General features: G+C 42.9%; 13 protein-coding genes and 1 pseudogene. 8 read left to right on the top strand and 6 right to left on the bottom strand.

What is annotated here, in order from left to right; translation table 11 throughout:
- Positions 1-69 precede the first annotated feature (69 nt).
- The gene (locus QF049_RS08030) at positions 70-1,710 is read right to left on the bottom strand and encodes a response regulator (RefSeq protein ID WP_124115557.1); all 1,641 of its coding nucleotides are present in this window, start codon (positions 1,708-1,710) and stop codon (positions 70-72) included.
- 11 nt (positions 1,711-1,721) lie between these two features.
- On the bottom strand, positions 1,722-3,431 hold the full coding sequence (locus tag QF049_RS08025) for a sensor histidine kinase (RefSeq protein ID WP_307536362.1): 1,710 nt from the start codon (positions 3,429-3,431) through the stop codon (positions 1,722-1,724).
- A gap of 145 nt (positions 3,432-3,576) precedes the next feature.
- Between QF049_RS08025 and QF049_RS08020 the strand changes: the two genes are divergently transcribed.
- From QF049_RS08020 to QF049_RS08010, 3 genes are read left to right on the top strand one after another with little or no spacing between them, the layout of a single operon-like run.
- Complete coding sequence (locus QF049_RS08020; RefSeq protein ID WP_373428223.1) at positions 3,577-4,527, top strand: ABC transporter permease; 951 nt, start codon at positions 3,577-3,579, stop codon at positions 4,525-4,527.
- A 15-nt stretch (positions 4,528-4,542) separates the two neighbouring features.
- Positions 4,543-5,421 carry a carbohydrate ABC transporter permease gene (locus QF049_RS08015; RefSeq protein WP_017688354.1) on the top strand — a complete coding sequence of 293 codons (879 nt, stop codon included), beginning with the start codon at positions 4,543-4,545 and terminating at the stop codon, positions 5,419-5,421.
- A gap of 43 nt (positions 5,422-5,464) precedes the next feature.
- Positions 5,465-9,922, top strand: a complete 4,458-nt coding sequence (locus QF049_RS08010) for a carbohydrate binding domain-containing protein (protein WP_307536359.1) — start codon at positions 5,465-5,467, stop codon at positions 9,920-9,922.
- A 120-nt stretch (positions 9,923-10,042) separates the two neighbouring features.
- Here the strand turns inward: QF049_RS08010 and QF049_RS08005 are convergent, their stop codons facing one another.
- Positions 10,043-10,894 carry an aldo/keto reductase gene (locus QF049_RS08005; RefSeq protein ID WP_307536357.1) on the bottom strand — a complete coding sequence of 284 codons (852 nt, stop codon included), beginning with the start codon at positions 10,892-10,894 and terminating at the stop codon, positions 10,043-10,045.
- A gap of 181 nt (positions 10,895-11,075) precedes the next feature.
- On the opposite strand from QF049_RS08005, the gene QF049_RS08000 reads away from it, so the two are divergent.
- The 5 genes and pseudogenes from QF049_RS08000 (at position 11,076) to QF049_RS07980 (ending at position 16,323) form a co-directional block, all read left to right on the top strand.
- Complete coding sequence (locus QF049_RS08000) at positions 11,076-11,204, top strand: DUF6254 family protein (RefSeq protein ID WP_219845137.1); 129 nt, start codon at positions 11,076-11,078, stop codon at positions 11,202-11,204.
- A gap of 363 nt (positions 11,205-11,567) precedes the next feature.
- Positions 11,568-12,867: pseudogene (locus QF049_RS07995) on the top strand (NCS2 family permease).
- Between the two features lie 147 nt (positions 12,868-13,014).
- A complete protein-coding gene (locus QF049_RS07990) occupies positions 13,015-13,560 on the top strand; it encodes an RNA polymerase sigma factor (RefSeq protein ID WP_091030217.1) in 546 nt (181 codons plus the stop codon).
- Positions 13,535-15,181, top strand: coding sequence for a DUF4179 domain-containing protein (locus QF049_RS07985; protein WP_307536353.1), 1,647 nt, complete (start codon positions 13,535-13,537; stop codon positions 15,179-15,181). Before QF049_RS07990 ends, QF049_RS07985 begins: the two co-directional genes overlap by 26 nt.
- A gap of 164 nt (positions 15,182-15,345) precedes the next feature.
- On the top strand, positions 15,346-16,323 hold the full coding sequence (locus tag QF049_RS07980; RefSeq protein ID WP_307536351.1) for an alpha/beta hydrolase: 978 nt from the start codon (positions 15,346-15,348) through the stop codon (positions 16,321-16,323).
- A gap of 111 nt (positions 16,324-16,434) precedes the next feature.
- On the opposite strand, the gene QF049_RS07975 is transcribed toward QF049_RS07980, so the two are convergent.
- The 3 genes from QF049_RS07975 to QF049_RS07965 are packed head-to-tail and all read right to left on the bottom strand — an operon-like array spanning position 16,435 to position 17,554.
- On the bottom strand, positions 16,435-16,836 hold the full coding sequence (locus QF049_RS07975) for a glycosyltransferase family 61 protein (protein ID WP_307536349.1): 402 nt from the start codon (positions 16,834-16,836) through the stop codon (positions 16,435-16,437).
- A complete protein-coding gene (locus tag QF049_RS07970) occupies positions 16,821-17,102 on the bottom strand; it encodes a glycosyltransferase 61 family protein (RefSeq protein ID WP_307536347.1) in 282 nt (93 codons plus the stop codon). Before QF049_RS07970 ends, QF049_RS07975 begins: the two co-directional genes overlap by 16 nt.
- A complete protein-coding gene (locus QF049_RS07965) occupies positions 17,099-17,554 on the bottom strand; it encodes a hypothetical protein (RefSeq protein ID WP_307536345.1) in 456 nt (151 codons plus the stop codon). Before QF049_RS07965 ends, QF049_RS07970 begins: the two co-directional genes overlap by 4 nt.
- Positions 17,555-17,617: the final 63 nt, after the last annotated feature.

Here is a 17,617-nt window from a genome sequence, read left to right as displayed (position 1 = left end):
TTGTATTTGATATGGAGAAGGGGAAACCGAAGAGATTGCCAGAACGTCAAGTCTGGCTTTAGTACTCTTTTAAACCGGCAGATTTTCCCGATATTCCTGCGGTGTAAGATCATAAAATTTCTTGAAAACTCGAATGAAATATGCGGTATTGTTATAACCGACAAGTTCTGCAATCTCAAACACTTTGGCGGTTGATGTACGCAAATGATAGGCTGCTTTCTCCATTCTTAATCGGTACACATAGGCAGTAAGTGCTTCACCTGTCTCCGCTTTGTATACCTTGGACAAGTACACTGGATGCAGATGCACATGGTCGGCAATTGCAGGCAGCGATACATCTCCAGCCAGATGAAGGTCGACAAAACTTTTGACGCTGCGCACAATGGTGCTGTGATTGTCTCTAAGCTCTTGTTCAGCATCATCTCGTATGTAATGGAGTGTACGCAAGGACCAGTCCTGTAGCTGCTGCGCAGTGGAGTAGCTGGGAGCTTGAAAGTAACGATAGGACTCTGCTGGAATCAAAGAAGAGATTTGTTTGCCATTTTTATGAATGATGTACGCAAACGCGCCTGCAATAGCAAAATACACCTCGAAGGTTGACTCCGCAATATCATGATGTTCATTGGAATGCAATAGTTCCTCAAATATGTGCCCGATTTTCTGTTCCACATCCTCAAAGCGACCAGCTTCGAGCAAGCTAATCAAGGTTGGTGGCTGATACAGTGACCTGATCGTATGTAGAGGATTAGCATCCGTTTCATCGGAAGCGGTGACAAACAAACCTTGCACCTGACCCATCCGTTTACGCATGGACATAACCGTTCGCTCATAGAGTTCTCCAATTTCGTGGGGAAACTTGCCCCAACTGGAGACGGAAATGGAGATTGCACCTTTCAAGTATAACTGAACATTGGTTTGAATCTGGGCAGCATACTGCTCAAGCAATGTCTGAGGCGTCTCACTCCGGCTATAACTCATTGTTGTGGAATGTTTCATGCTTACCAGAACAACAATGTAATCGTGCACGTCACGTGTATGCCAGATATGAAAATGATTATGCATCACTTCACTTATGATATTACATATCGCATATTCCATTAGGGCCAGGTCACCGTGCGCCATATCGGATAGATGTTTCTCCATACGGATAATCAACATGCCGAGATCTTCTCCTACGGAGTAGGGAAGCTCCAGCAGATCAAGCTTGTCTGCCAGCGTCTTCTGATCATAGACTTTTCCAGTCAGCAACTCATGCAGCATCGTGGATTGAAGCAATGGCAGATGATCCTGAAAGGCATGTAAGGCTCTTTGATGAGATGCTGCTGTTTCCCACTTTTCTTTAATTCGATGAACAAGACGTTGCACGGATTCGATCAGATCTTCATCGCTAACAGGTTTCAGTAAGTAATCAAAGCTTTCCTGCGCAATTGCCTGTTTGGCATATTCAAAGTCGGCGTGACCTGATAACAGAATAGTCTGCACATGAGGCCACTTTTCATGAATCGCTGTAATCAGTGCAATGCCTGACATTTCGGGCATACGTATATCCGTAATTACAATGTCAATGTCGTGGTTGTCCATAATTTCCAGCGCTACTGCACCGGATAAGGCTTCATGAACTGTACCGATCCCGCAGCTTTCCCACGGAATGGTCTCTGCCAGCGTTTCCACGACGGAACGTTCATCGTCAACTAGTAATATTTGCAGCATGGGTCGTTCACCTACTTGTCTGTATTGTCGTGCCATGTGATGTTAACTTTAATCCCACCCATTGAAGAATGATCATAAGATAGTCCAGATCCTTCACCGTACAGAAAAGATAAACGCTGATGGACATTCCATGTACCACATCCCATATTCTCATCCAGCGGTTTAAGAAGATTATCTCTCAGATGATCAAGCTGTTTATCAGACATGCCAAGCCCGCTGTCCTCCACGATAATCGTGTACACATCATCCTCGCAGTCCGCATAGATTTTAATCTCACCATCTACCGATTTGGGCTCCAGACCATGAATAATAGCGTTCTCAATAATAGGCTGGAGGGTTAGTCTGGGAACTGTTTTATCTAAAATATCATGGGGCACGTTCATTGTAAAATGCATTCGTTCCAGACGAAGTGACTGGATTTCCAAATAATTTTTGACCATCGTCAGCTCTTCACGAAGCGTGGCTTGATCCTTTTCGGACCTGGTTATGTATCGGTAATACTCCCCCAGATTCAGTGCCATGGCTACCACGGCCTTTTCATTTTTCATTCGGGCCATGTTCTTGATATAGAACAGGCAGTTATATAGAAAATGCGGATTAATCTGCGACTGTAACTGTTTGAGTGTGGCTTCCCGACTTCGTAATTTCTCCTCATATACATTCTCGATTAATTCTTGAATTCGTTGAGCCATGATGTTGAAACGTGCAAATAACAAGCTGAACTCATTGCGTGCAGAATGATGAAGCCGAACGGAAAAATCCCCGGTGGACAAGCGATTCGTCCCTTTCACCAACTGTAAGAGTGGAAGCTGCACACTTCGGTAGAGTGTATATAATACAACAACGCTCATCACGATCAGAACGGCAATTGAAGCGTAAAAGAGATTCCGGCTGCTCGTAATCGGTTTCAAAATTTGCTGCATAGGCACGTAGTCAACATAATACCAGCCGAGGCTCTTGGATTGAATATAGGAGACGTAATATTCCGTTTTGTTTAACGTTGTGGTGAATCCACCACTGGCTTGCAGTTTTGCTCCTTTCAAAGAGGGCAGTATGGCTTTCAGCGTTTCCTTTCCAGAGCTATTGCTGATTAAACCATAATTGGGATGGAACATGAATGGATCGCCCTTATTGTTTAACTTGTTTTGATTGAGAAGGGTAGTTAAGTGATGAACTGGAAAACTGATTTTGGTAATTAATCGAGCTTTGTCGGGTTGCACCATCGCTGTCGTTGGGTCGGTCGTGTACCAGATAAACTGATTGTCGGCATAGGTCCAGGACTGCGACAGGGAATCCTTAAATTCATTATCACTGTACGGAATGTAAGCATAATAATCCGTTGATATCACTTTTTTCATCCGAGGAAAGTATAGAGTAATGGTCGAATGCCATTTGCTTGCTGCATTGTACAGATTCATCTTTTCCAGTATGGCACTTCCAACTTTCACACGTTCATAGGGAACATCCTTGTAGTCAGGGCGTTGATATTCCTGAATGCTGGAATCTTGTCCAATAGACATTCCATATAATGACAATTGGTAAATATTGGATTCTACTGAATCAGCAAATGTCGACAGGTGATTCATCGTATTGTTCTGAATCTCGTGTTCAATGACACGTACACTTTCCCGGTTCGAGTATGTGTAGAGAAACAATACCAGAATAAGCAGCATCACAAACAACAATGTAATTTTGGTAAAGACATTCATGCGTGTAAACAAAGTCCAACCTCCTAATCTCATTTAAATATTGATATCGTTGTTGCAATATTAGGATATAGATCGCAAATTTCCATTGCTATAATTTTAATATACAAGTTCACGATGACTTGTAAAATATAAATTTTAGAACATGGGGGATGCAGGAGTGAAGGAACATACGTTAGAAACGCCGCATAAACGGCGCTCCACCAGGGTCAAACAGCGCTGGAATATGCAACGGAATTGGACCTTGCATATGATGCTCGTTCCAGCCGTATTGCTGGCACTGGTGTTTCAGTACATACCGATGGGCGGCATTGTAATTGCTTTTCAGGATTTCAAACCATACTTGGGATTTTCTGAATCCAAATGGGTTGGTTGGGACAATTTTCGATATTTATTCTTATATCCAGACGTAGGTCAGGTGATCTGGAATACGCTGGTCATTGCATTTTTCAAAATCATCGCAGGACTGTTCGCTCCATTCTTGTTTGCCATTTTGCTAAATGAAGTGCGCTTGGTGGCATTCAAAAGAGTAAGTCAAACACTCGTGTATCTGCCGCATTTCCTATCATGGGTTATTCTCGGAGGGATTCTACTTGATATTCTCTCTCCACAGGGAGGCATGGTGAACCAACTTGTCGAAGCCTTTGGCGGAGAACCGATCTTCTTCCTTGGAGACGGTACATGGTTCCGAATAACGCTGATCCTCAGTGATGTGTGGAAAGAATTTGGTTTTGGTACAATCGTATTTCTGGCTTCTCTCTCAGGAATTAATCCTGCACTCTACGAGGCTGCCGAGGTGGATGGGGCCAACCGATTTAAACAGACGCTGCACATTACGATTCCGGCATTGATGCCGATCACAATTGTATTGATGACGCTCTCTATCGGCAACATCTTGAACGCCGGTTTTGATCAGGTGTTCAACTTGTACAATCCGCTTGTGTATGACAAAGGCGACATCATTGACACCTTTGTATATCGACTTGGGATTCTGAACGGGAAGATGAGTTTTGCCACAGCAGTAGGGTTGTTCAAATCTGTGGTTGCTACCATTTTGATTGTTATATCTTACAGAATGGCTTACAAACTAGCTAATTATCGAGTTTTCTAGAGAGGAGAAAAGGGCTTGTATTATAAAACAAAAGGATACCGCATATTCAGCATCGCTAACTATACTTTTCTTGGGATATTATCGATACTCTGCATTTTACCAATTATTCATATATTGGCTGTTTCATTCAGCAGTATGGCGCCAGCATCATCAAACCTGGTTACCTTCTGGCCCATCGGGTTCACTACCGACGCATACGTGAAAACATTCGGGAATTCAAACTTCATTAACTCCTTGATCGTATCACTTAAACGGACTGTAATTGCGACGATCATTGGTATGGTCATCATGCTCTTAACCGCATTTCCGTTGTCGAAGGAAGATATCAGTTTTAAAGGTCGCTCCTTATATACGTGGTTTTTCGTATTTACCATTTTGTTCAGCGGCGGTTTGATTCCAAGTTACATTCTGATCCAGAAGCTTGGCTTGATGAATACAATCTGGGCACTTATTCTGCCTGGAGCACTGTCCGTGTGGAACGTTATTCTTATGATGAACTTCTTCCGCGGACTGCCCAAAGAACTTGAAGAAGCAGCTTATTTGGATGGAGCAGGTCATATCAAAACGTTGATTCTGGTCTACGTACCACTGTCGCTTCCAGCTATCGCAACCTTGTCCTTATTTACGATGGTGTACCAGTGGAACTCCTGGTTCGACGGCATGATCTATATGTCTGATATTAAAAATTATCCACTTGCTTCTCTGCTCCAGACCATTATCGTTCAGCAAGATCTCAGCAAAATCAACGTCGATCCATCCATGTTGGAGAATATCTCGCAGCGAACCGTTCGCGCAGCACAGATCTTTATCGGTGCGCTTCCGATCCTGATGGTATACCCGTTTTTACAACGTTTCTTCGTTAAGGGAATCGTTATTGGAGCAGTCAAGGAATAGGCTATGCAAATGCAAGGATAACTGAGCTGAGGGAGGAAGAAGGATGAGAAAAGGACTGGCATGTATGGTGGCATGGAGTTTAATGGCTTCTCTCGTTTATCCAGCAACTGTTGGAGCAGAAAGTGTACAGGGTCAAGCGGAGGTGGGAAATGTGCAGGCGAAAAGCCTGCACTTCTCTGTTCCCTATACAGACCTGACCGGGCATTGGTCACAATCTGCAGTTACACGGTTGCAAGATTTGAATCTATTGAAAGGTTATACTGACGGTACATTCAAGCCCAGTCAGGTCATTAGCCGAGCTGAATTCGTGATGATTCTGGATCGAGCCTTTGGTTTCACCGGTAATGCGGCGACTGGTTCATATGTGGATGTGACTTCAGACGATTGGTACTATGACGTGATGGTACGAGCGAATGGTTCTGGCATCATCGAAGGAACAGATCGTGATCATCTGTCACCACAACAACCGATTACACGCCAAGATGCAGCGGTTATGGTAGATCGAGCTTTTCAACTTTCAGCGGCTACAAATGAAGATAGTGAACAATTGAAATTTCAGGATGAAGATGACATTTCCAGTTACGCAAAGAAAGCGCTTACCTATATGGTGAACGAAAATATTCTTAAAGGTTTCCAAGGTAAATTAAATCCCAAATCCCCGATTACACGAGCAGAGACGGCAGCAATGTTGTCGGAGATGATTGCAGATGTGAAAAGTGCTCCTGGTATTTATGAGTCCCGGGTGGATGGCAACTTGATTATTAATTCAACGGATGTCACGTTAAAAAATATGATTGTTAATGGAAATCTGCTGCTGGCAGAAGGCATTGACGAGGGATCTGTTGTTCTTCAGGGCGTAACTGTTACAGGAAGTGTCATCATTAAAGGCGGAGGAAGTCATTCCATCAACATTAGCAACTCCAAGCTGAATCGAGTAGTCGTTGACAAACGTGGGGAGCCCGTCAGAGTTGCCATTACGGAAGAAAGCAACATTCAGGAGATGCATGTAATGCAGAGATCCATTCTGGAGATCTCTTCAAACAGCCTGATTGATTCCATGAATATCCATGCAGAAGCGAGTCAGACTCGAATGGATACCAAAGGTACGATCCGAAAATTGAGTGTAGATGCCGATGAAGTTGTGATCAACGGAGAAAAAGTAAAACAAGGATTGCGCACATCCATGGTGGGTGAAGCCCAACAACCTGTTTCATCGCAGCCTGGTGGTTCAACAAATGTGACAAGCACACCCACACCATCTTCTCCAGACGGACAATCACCGTCTACACCATCAACACCAAGCAATCCGGCGGGCGAACAACCGGTTCCTGCAACAACGATTCCGCATGATCAATGGGAGCTGGTCTGGAATGATGAGTTCAACGGGCCCGCGATTGATTCTTCCAAATGGACCGTGCAGGATACAGGACTCGTTTATAACAATGAAATGCAATATTACAGCCCGGATAACACTCGCATTACGAAAGATCAGAATCGAAGCGTGTTGCAAATTGAAGCAAAAAAGGGTCCGAAAAATGGTAAGGATTACAGCTCTGGCAAACTGATCTCCATGGGAAAAGGCGACTGGACCTACGGTAAAGTAGTTGTACGTGCAAAGCTTCCGATTGAAAAAGGCATGTGGCCTGCCATATGGATGATGCCAACAGATGAAGCCCATTATGGTGGATGGCCTGCCTCTGGAGAAATCGATATTATGGAGCTAATTGGTGGCAAAGAGAGTAATAACAAGGTATATAGCACATTGCATTATGACAGTGTGAAGCCTGACGGCTCCCATGGACACGATCAGGGAAGCCTTACTCTTCCGAAGGGAGAAACTTTCGCTGACGATTATCATGATTTCCAGGTGGAATGGTTGCCGGGTATGATTCGTTTCTATGTGGATGGAAAGCTGCATCATGAAGTGACCAACTGGCAAACGAAGGCCGCGGGCCAACCCGAGTATTATACGTTCCCTGCACCATTTGATCGTCCATTCTATCTGATTCTGAATCTGGCAGTTGGAGGAGACTGGCCGGGCTCACCTGAAAGCAACTTCACTTCCGAAAAGATGAATGTTGATTTTGTGCGAGTATATTCTTACAAAAATCTAGACACATGGCCTGATGTAACAACAAATCCCATCGAGCCTGCACAACAACGTGAACCACAAGCCGATGGCAATCAAATCTACAATGATCGTTTTTCGGAAGGGTCTGCAGACAATGGAGTGCCTCTTCAGTGGAAATTCATTACAAATGCTGATGGAGCTGGCAGTGTCAAAGTTGTAACGGATGAGCAGAAAGGGAAAGCAGCAGAAGTTACCATTGATGCATCAGGAACTGAAAACTACTCGGTTCAACTCACTCAGATGCCGATGTATATCAAGAAAAACAAAAAGTACAAGATACAATTTGATGCGAAAGCATCTGCTAACCGTACAATTATGTCCAAACTGAACCAATTTGAAAAAAGCTGGACGAATTATTCGGGTGATAACACCTTTGCACTCACGACAGATTGGCAATCCTATGACTATACCTTCAATATGCGGGATGGATCGGATAACAATGCCAGATTCGAATTTAATCTGGGGCTGGATGATACAACCGTTTGGTTTGCCAATGTCAGACTGATCGAGGTGGGTGAAGCTGATCCGTTAACTGTCGAACGAAACGCGCTACCTGATGGCAACTTTATTTACAATGGCACATTCGATCAAGGCAAGGAGCGTCTGGGATTCTGGTCAAACAGCATTCAGGACAGTGCGGCAGCCAATATAAGTGTAAATAACTTTTCGAAATTCCCGATTATGGAGCGCCAGCTGGTTGTTGATGTTACTCAAACGAATGGTGACCCACAGCAAGTTTTGGTGAACCAACCGGATTTGATGCTGGAAGCGAATACAACGTATGGTTTCTCCTTAGATGCCAAGGCAGACACACCGCGAAGCCTCGACATTGATGTTGTCAGCAGTAATGGGCATACGGTGCAGGTTCATCAAGGACAAAACCTCTCCTTGAACCAAGAAATGAAAACATTCACTGGAGAAATTATCATTGGAGATGGAGCATCAATCGCACAATCCGAGTTAAGACTGTTATTCGGCAGTTCTAAAGGTAAGGTATATGTGGACAATGTTCGTCTGACGAAACGCGGAAAACCTCTGTCAGTGAATGGCTACGCACATGTACCTGCAACCGAAGCCTGGATGATGCAGGGCTTACAACTGGAGGACTCCGTAGAAGGAGGAAAACATGTCAGTTACATGGATCAGGGAGATCTGCTGCAATATAAAATCGATGTAGCTCACGACGGAGTATATGTTCTGTCTGCCCGAATGGCCAGTGGAAAAAGTGATTCCAAGGTTCAGTTCAGTATTCAGAATGAACAAGGGACAACCGTTGCACAATCAGACCTGAGTCTCGGAGACACGGGTGGATGGCAAGCATACGAAACGGTGTATTTTCCAGGGGTCAACTTGACAGCAGGCAAACCCTATTATGTGAATTTTGAAGGAGCAGATTATAATACACGCTGGGTGGATATTTCACAAAACAAAATTCAGAACAGTGAGTTAACAGCTGATCTGAATCATTGGGAGCTGACTCCTAATCATCTGACAGCCTCACATGACGAGGGCGAAGGATTAACGATTAAATTGCCTGGTACAAGTGAACATTGGTGGGATGCTTTGTTACAACAAGGTCAGATCAAACTGGATGCAAACAAAACGTACCGACTTACCTTCGAGGCATCTGCTTCAAGTCCTAAATCCATGCAAGCGGTTCTTTCTCAGAATGCAGGGGATTTTGTGAAGTATTTTGAAGAAGAAGTGGAATTAACTGCGGATCAAAAGTCGTATACTTACACCTTTACTATGGGGGATACCTCCGATTCGGCAGCCATGCTTGCATTTGGATTAGGGTATCCGCTATCTACAGGTGAACACTCGATTAACATCAATAACGTCCAGTTATATGAAGTTAATCCGAATGCAGATCAAGGAGGGCAGCCAGCTCATGTTAACCTTATTCCCAATGGAGACTTCTCCAAAGGTAAGGAAGGTTGGTTTACCCACGCGGATGGTAATGCAGCGGACCTTGAGATGCAAGTTAGCAATCAACAGCTTCAAGCCAAAATTGGTCATGCAGGCCAGCATCCATGGGATCGTCAAGTCATCAATGAAGGATTTGGCATACAGCAAGGTTTTAAATATAAATTAACGTTTAAAGCCAAAGCGGAGAAGTCCAGGAAATTGGGTTTGGGGATTGGATGGGTCGATGCCGCTGCCAACTATGAATGGCATGGGTTCTTTGGGGCACGAGTTGATTTGACTCCAGAAGAACAGGAGTTCACGTTTACATTTGATGCAACAGAAGACAGCTATGCGAATACTCGAATCTCATTTGATCTGGGTAACATTGATGGTGTGCAAGATGGCAACACAACCGTCTCATTATCCGAGGTCAGCTTGATTAATCTGGGTCCTGCCAATTAACTTCTGAATTCTCTATATATTGAGGCGCAATAAATGAAAAATCCGATTCCGAAATGCCGGAATCGGATTTTTTGACCTCCCCGTGAAGAGAAGGAATAGATTGTTATTGGATAGATAGGATTAAATATCTAGTTTGCGAGTACTAATCCATTTCACCATTTCAGGATCGTTATGGGAGAAGAATAGGCTCTGTTGGGTATCTAGCGCAGTAATCGACTCAATATCTGCTTGGCTTAATTCAAAATCAAAAATATTGAAGTTCTCAATAATTCTTTCTTTACGAACCGATTTTGGAATAACAACGACTTCACGTTGCGTCAACCAACGCAAAACCACTTGAGCAACCGATTTGTTGTACTTTTCACCAATAGATAGCAATACCTCATTCTGGAACAAGTCATTTTTCCCTTCAGCAAATGGTGCCCAAGATTCGATCTGAACATTATTTTCTTTCATGAATTGTCCAGTTGAGATCTGCTGGTTGAAAGGATGTGTTTCGACCTGGTTTACAGCAGGGGTTACTTCGTTTTGCAGAATCAAATCGATCAGACGATCTGGCTGGAAGTTACTCACTCCGATTGCACGTACTTTTCCTTCACGATACAACTCCTCCATTGCATGCCAAGAACCATGTACATCTCCAAAAGGTTGATGAATTAAATATAAATCCAAATAGTCCAATTGCAATCGTTCCAAAGATTTTTCAAATGCTTGTTTGGTACGTTCATAACCCGTATCCTGAACCCAAAGTTTTGTCGTGACAAATAATTCTTCTCTGGCCACGCCACTACGTTTGATCGCTCTGCCCACGGCTTCCTCGTTTAGATAAGAGGCAGCTGTATCAATGAGACGATACCCAGCCGATATGGCATCCATAACACTTTGTTCACATTCGTTTGCATCTGCAATCTGAAACACACCAAAGCCGAGAATAGGCATCTCAACACCATTATTTAAAATTACTTTGTGCATATATTAACCTCCAGTTGTGGCATGTCTATATTATTGCATTCCTGCTCTAAAAACCGATATCTAATTTGTCTTATATGCTTGCCTAATTCTCTTATTAGCTATGCATGCAGAATAAAGTTGTCCAGGAATGACATCATAAAGAAGTAGTATACATCTCAGTTTCCAGAGGAGGATATCTTGTATGGCTGACCAGAAGAAAAGAAAAGAAGCTGCCTGGAAGTCACGAAAGCAAGAACAGCATCCCCATGGCAAAATCAAATCGCTTAAAGAATTATCCAGCGAATATGAAGAGAAACCTACTACGAATTAAGCAAAAGACTGTCAGTGAACATTGCTGGCAGTCTTTCTTCATATATTGCAGACATTGAGCTATACGTACATACTTTATTCTAAAAACGAATGAAAGTATGATATAATGTCTGTATAGTTCGTAAATAACTGTGAACAAATCGTTTATTCATTGACATTACATGTAATTTTAATTAGAATACGAAATGGACTTCAGGTTGAAAACAGATATGAGTATCTTTATGTTTAGTTTAGAGCTTAGCTGTTGAATCTTTAAATCCTAACAACGAATATAGGAGCGACAATATTACAATCCTATATGAAGATTAGGATTTTTTGTTTTTAGCTTTGGAGTATAATTTGAAAGTTGGAGGCTGGCTTTACCATGGACAAATGGTTCAAACTTAAAGAACGAGGCACGAGCATCCCCACAGAGATTATCGCAGGGGTTACAACATTTTTCACAATGGTATACATAGTTATCGTAAACCCAGGAATACTCAGCAGCACAGGCATGGACTTTAACGGAGTATTCATAGCAACGGTACTGGCAAGTATTGTGGGAACTCTGATTATGGGAATATGGTCCAATTATCCAATCGTCATCGCGCCGGGTATGGGCCTGAATGCATTCTTTGCCTATAGCGTAGTTGCAGGGTATGGCGTGTCTTGGCAGGTTGCACTGGGAGCCGTATTTATAGCAGGGATTTTGTTTATTATTTTATCACTGACTTCATTCCGTTACATGTTGCTAGATGCAATTCCTGCTAGCTTAAAACATGCCATAACCGCAGGGATCGGATTGTTTATTACAACGGTAGGTTTGCAAAATGCCGGGATTATTGCCGATTCAGAATCGAATTTGATTACGATCGGAAACTTGGCTGAGCCAATGGCTTATCTGACTATTATCGGATTGATTATTACCGTTGTGCTGATGGCTTACAATGTGAAAGGTTACCTGTTCATCGGAATGGTGGTAACAGCGATACTTGCCTGGATCATGGGACTATTCCAAATGCCGGAATCGATTGTATCCATGCCGCATGGCCTCGCTTCAACGGCTTTGCAACTGGATCTGGCAGGGGTATTCTCGAATGGATTGTATACAATCATATTTACGTTCCTGCTGATCACGCTGTTTGATACGACAGGCACGATGCTCGGCGTTGCTGAACAAGCAGGATTGCTTAAGGATGGTAAATTCCCACGCTCGCGTGGCGCATTATTGGCAGATGCCGTAGGAAACAACCAGTGGCGCTTTGCTCGGAACAAGCCCAACATCAGCTTATATCGAGTCCAGCACAGGGGTAGCCGCAGGAGGAAGAACGGGACTGACAGCGGTAACGGTAAGTGTGCTGCTTGCGCTAACCTTGTTCTTCACACCGATCGTAAGTGTAATATCAAGCATTCCGGCGATCACTTCTCCGGCATTGATCATTGTTGGATACTTTATGATCAACGTTATCAGCAAAATCAAATGGGATGATCTCGAAGAAGCATTTCCTGCCTTCCTGATTATCATCCTTACTCCATTGACACACAGTATTGCGACTGGCATCGGAGTAGGTTTCATCTTTTATCCGGTACTTAAGCTGCTTCGTGGAAAAGGTAAAGATGTTCATCCAATCTTCTACATTTTTGCGGTATTGTTCTTCATTCAGCTTGTGTTCTTAGATCACTAAGAAACTGTCTTATCCTAAGGAGAACTGCTTGTGTAATGGCAGTTCTCCTTTTTTTTGTATCAAAAAAACGCTTACTCAAAGAAAAAGTGAATAAATTCCGACTCTACTTTGTCTATATTATATCCCCACAAGAAAGGAGTGCCGGAAGTGACCGAGCATGAACTATTCCATACGTACAACAAAGACGTATATCGCACATGTCTGTATATGCTCAAAAACGTGCAGGATGCAGAAGATGTATGCCATGATGTTTTTGTTGTCGTGTTCCGCCAAGACTGGAGAAATGTGTCACATCTAAGGACCTGGATCATGCGTATTGCCATGAATCAATGTCTGAACATTATTAGAAGAAACAAAGTTAAGGGCGAGAAACAAAACAAAATGCAGTTGCTGCATAAACAAGAAGTGTTATCTAATGATCCGGTTGACACTACTGTTATGGCTAAGCTTTCCTTTGCTGAACTGGAGCAGCAGCTCCAAAAATTGCCGGACAAGCTTCTTAGTGTTGTGACTCTCCGATATATTGGTGATCTATCCGTAGCTGAGATTGCAGAGACTTTAAACATTCGACAAGGGACAGTGCGAACGAGATTATATAAAGCTCTAAAGTTAATGCGAAAAAAAATTGAATTCTACGAAAAAGTTAACATGAGAGGAGATAACACTTATGAAGTCAGTAGAATACAAGGTTAAGAATCATTTGATTCACTCAGAACAGGTGGAGTATCCGGACTTTGAAAAGATGTTCAATAGCATTCAAACGGGAGAATTGCGAGTAGTTAATGATGTTCATAACAGACCCCAAAGGCAGAAAACGAAGGCAGCTATTGTCCTGGGTATTTCCTTAGCCGTCATGGCCACTCCTGTATATGCAGCCTTACAATATGATTGGAGCGATGTCTTGTCCAATAAATCAGGGATTGAGTCGGCCCTTAAAGCTGGTTATGGCCAGATCATTGAACAAAGCGTAACAGCCCACGGAGTTACATTAACGGTGCATAATGCATTTGTGGATGACAACCGGACCGTGTTACTATACACAGTCAAGCCAGAATTGGAAACTGAGAAACAAGAAATCAGATATAATCAAATGCTCTTAAAAGACAGTAATGGGCAACCTATTGAAGGGCACTATTATCAGAAATGGAATGCTGAACAAGGCGTTTATCAGGGGTATTTTGAGACAGACTGGGTTATGCAGGAGAAACAATCAGATCTTCAGTTCTCCATTTCTGATGTTCTTTACTTAGAAGACCTTGAGCAAGAGATTCGTCTTGACCCTAAAGATTCAAGTACGCAGCAGTTTAATATACAAAAGAATGGGATCGACAAAATAGAAGTACAGTCCTTCAAATATGCTAAAGGCGAAATCATGATTAATTCTGAGGTTACCTTCTCTGATCCAGAGGTGAAGGAACAATCTTGGGCTGGAATCAGAGCTTATGATAGTCAACAGAAGGTTATTAAAGAAACGGAGAATCCTGAGTATGGCATGGAGGGAGTATCCGGTGACTATTTCAGCAGACAAATGTATAACGAGCAGCAGTTCAAAGAAGGGAGCCGCTTCACCTTCACATACACTCATGAAAAACAACGGACAGAAGGCACATGGAACCTGAATCTACTCTTATCTCGTCAAGAAATGGAAACGGCCACCTATAAAAAAGAACTGAATATTCCAATACATTCTTTAGCTGATGAGGCAAGCATAAGTGGCATGGTAGTAACACCAACACAAATTCGCTTAACGATCGATCATGATGAAGAATACTTCAGATTGCCTTACCGGACTTATCAACTTCAAGTGGACGGCAAGGTCATGGATGGCTTGATATCGCTTGATGGAACAATGAATGCAAATCAAACCGAATTGCGCTTTGAACAATCCAATTTTCTCATGGATGTTAAGTCATTAGTAGACAAACCAATGACTTTAATCGCAAAGAAAAGGGTAGATGAACATGCAGGTAGTCGTGCATCCATTCATCTAACTGATATATCCACTGAACCGAAAACTATTGCGAGCGATTACGAAGGGTTTCCTATCATCTGGACCTATTATATCAAGGACGGTAATCTGTACGTAGAGTCAGAAAGCCCGGATAATACATTTGGAGGGGTTAACCAAACCTACTTCCTTGAAGGAGAAGAAAAACATTACTTAGTACCCCACTTTTTCTCAGAGTTAGGGAACAAGCATATGGACGTGTATAAAGATTTTAAGAAATCAGATTTAGAGCTATACGTTTGGAACTATACAACCAGGTTACAGGAGAAGGAACTTCGAGTATCACTTACTGGTAAATCGTTATAAAATCATGAAATGTGTTATGCACAGTAGTCTATGCGCCTCAACATAATTTTTGTTTGTTCATACTCCGTTCATATTCCCGTCATGAAGGGGACATCTTCCATGGTTACACTATATCTATGTCGCAAGAGCGGCTCTACAGATATAAAGGACAGGAGAAGATGGATATGGCAGAAACAGTGGATGTAACAACAACGGGGACTAAGGGCCGTAAAAAACGGAACTTATGGTTAAAAATAATAGGTGGTATTGTCGGCGCGCTGGTGCTGTTCATGGGCATCACGTTTGTCGTTCATACGATAAGTAATGGGGCCGAGAAAAAGAAAATCGAATCGTACGGCCAATATGTCAATGTCGATGGGAAGAATATGAATGTTTCCATTCAAGGTAGCGGCGAACAAACCATCGTGCTACTTCCCGGACAAGGGACCCCGTCTCCAGTGCTTGATTTCAAATTGTTAATCGATGAATTGACGCCTGATTACAAAGTTGTGGCGATTGAGCCTTTCGGTTATGGATTAAGCGACCAGACCGAAAAGGAGAGAACCACCGAGAATATTGTTAGTGAAATTCATGAAGCTGTACAGCAGCTTGGTATAGATCGGTATATTCTGATGGGGCATTCCATCACGGGACTGTACGCGGCGACTTATGTGAACACGTATTCGGATGAAGTCTCTGCTTTTGTCGGGATCGATAGCAGTGTTCCGAATCAACCTGGCATGGATGTTAAATTACCTTTGAACTTAATGAAATTCCTTCAAAAATCAGGCTTAATGAGAGTACTCAATAAAGTGAGTGGTGATTCATATGCATCACTTGCCTATGATGAACATACCAAAGAACAGATGAAGTTGATTTCGAATCAAGTCTCGACAAATCCGACATTAGTAAATGAGCTTAAACATCTGGGTTCCAATTTCAAAAATGGAGAAAAACTCACGTATCCTCGTGATCTGCCAGTGCTTCTCTTTGTTCTTTCCAATAACGAGAAAAACCCGCAGTGGATTCCGCTACATGAAGCACAAGCCAAACAATCCGCGCAGGGCAAAATGATCCCAATGGAAGGTTCACATTACCTGCATCATACGAAATACAAAGAAATCGCCGAGGAATTCAAATCTTACATGAAAGAAATCCAATAGCATAATGATCCTTATACTGCGGTGCCAAACTTGGTGCCGTGGTTTTTTTGTTATCAGAACGGCCAACAAGTTAAAACAAATATAATCATACTTTAGCTTTGGTGTAGAAACTTAGCTATGTTCAGTTAGTCCAGCTAAACGAAGAGTCTGTTCCAGCCGATCCAGATCCACGTAGAAGTCCTCCAACCCCGGAAAACGCTCCTGTGTTGTCCCGTCTTCTTGCCCATACATCATGTAATAATCAAGTTGGTTATGGTTACTGATCATCCAGTAAGTAGGTACAACATGCCGGATATGAAAAATTTCGATAACACGAGTTCCCTTAGTACAAAAAGCAAGATTGGCCAGTCCGGCTCCATGGGGTGAAACGATTGCTTTTGCGGAAGCAAAAAGCTGGACTTGTTGGGATATGGTCCAATCCTCCAGGCAAACTGGAATAAATCCGTACGCCTCTAAACGGCGGTTCGGATTCATGACCAGAGATTCAAAAGGAATATTCAGCATCCGAAGCATACCCAGTCGTGGATGACTTCATCTTCATTAGCTATTCGTCGGGCAGAGGCTTTGCTCCGAGATATGAAAATGCGAACGGGGGAATGGAGTGTTGTGTCACGTCCGGGTAGCATAAATGTCCGAAGGATAGTTGTGGCCCAAGGCGGATAGTGGGAATTCATCATTAGGGAAGGCACGATCAATTGATCGGCCTGAATTTCCAGATCATCTCTAGTACGAATCACGGCCGAATCCGAGACGCCAAACATTGCTAACGTTTCTTTCACAAAAGAACCATGAGATGACTTCCGCAAAAAGTTAAAACGGCAGCAGTCCCCTGGATATGTCGAGGTTCTTGAGATATCTCGCGATGCAAAGCGGGGTGTTCTTCCAATATCATCATTCTATTTTGTCGTGCATCGTATTCCGGGGAAAGGTCGAAGATCAGTTTTCCGTCGGATGCCAGGATAGCACCTGATGTTCCCCAAACACGCCCATTCGATATATATGCAATATACCCACCTTGGGGATGCAGGGTATATGGCATCAAATAACGGTGAATCTCCGTTTCAAGGGTTTTGGGGAGCTTGAATTCAGCAGCTCCGCCAAAATCAAAAGGGTCAAGTTTATCTTCGCCGCCGGGAGAAACGGAAGTCATCCATTCCATAATGTCTCTATAAAAACCGAACTTATTTGGATTGGCGTCTATCGATTTAACATTTTTGCATATTTCATTCATTGTTCATCCCTCCGAGACCCTTGTTACTTATGATGCTAATTTATGCAAACAGCGATCAAAGGA

Source organism: Paenibacillus sp. W4I10, assembly GCF_030816325.1.
GTDB classification, from domain to species: domain Bacteria; phylum Bacillota; class Bacilli; order Paenibacillales; family Paenibacillaceae; genus Paenibacillus; species Paenibacillus amylolyticus_B.
Note: the sequence above shows the minus strand (reverse complement) of the source record. Positions and strands in the feature narration are given on the sequence as shown.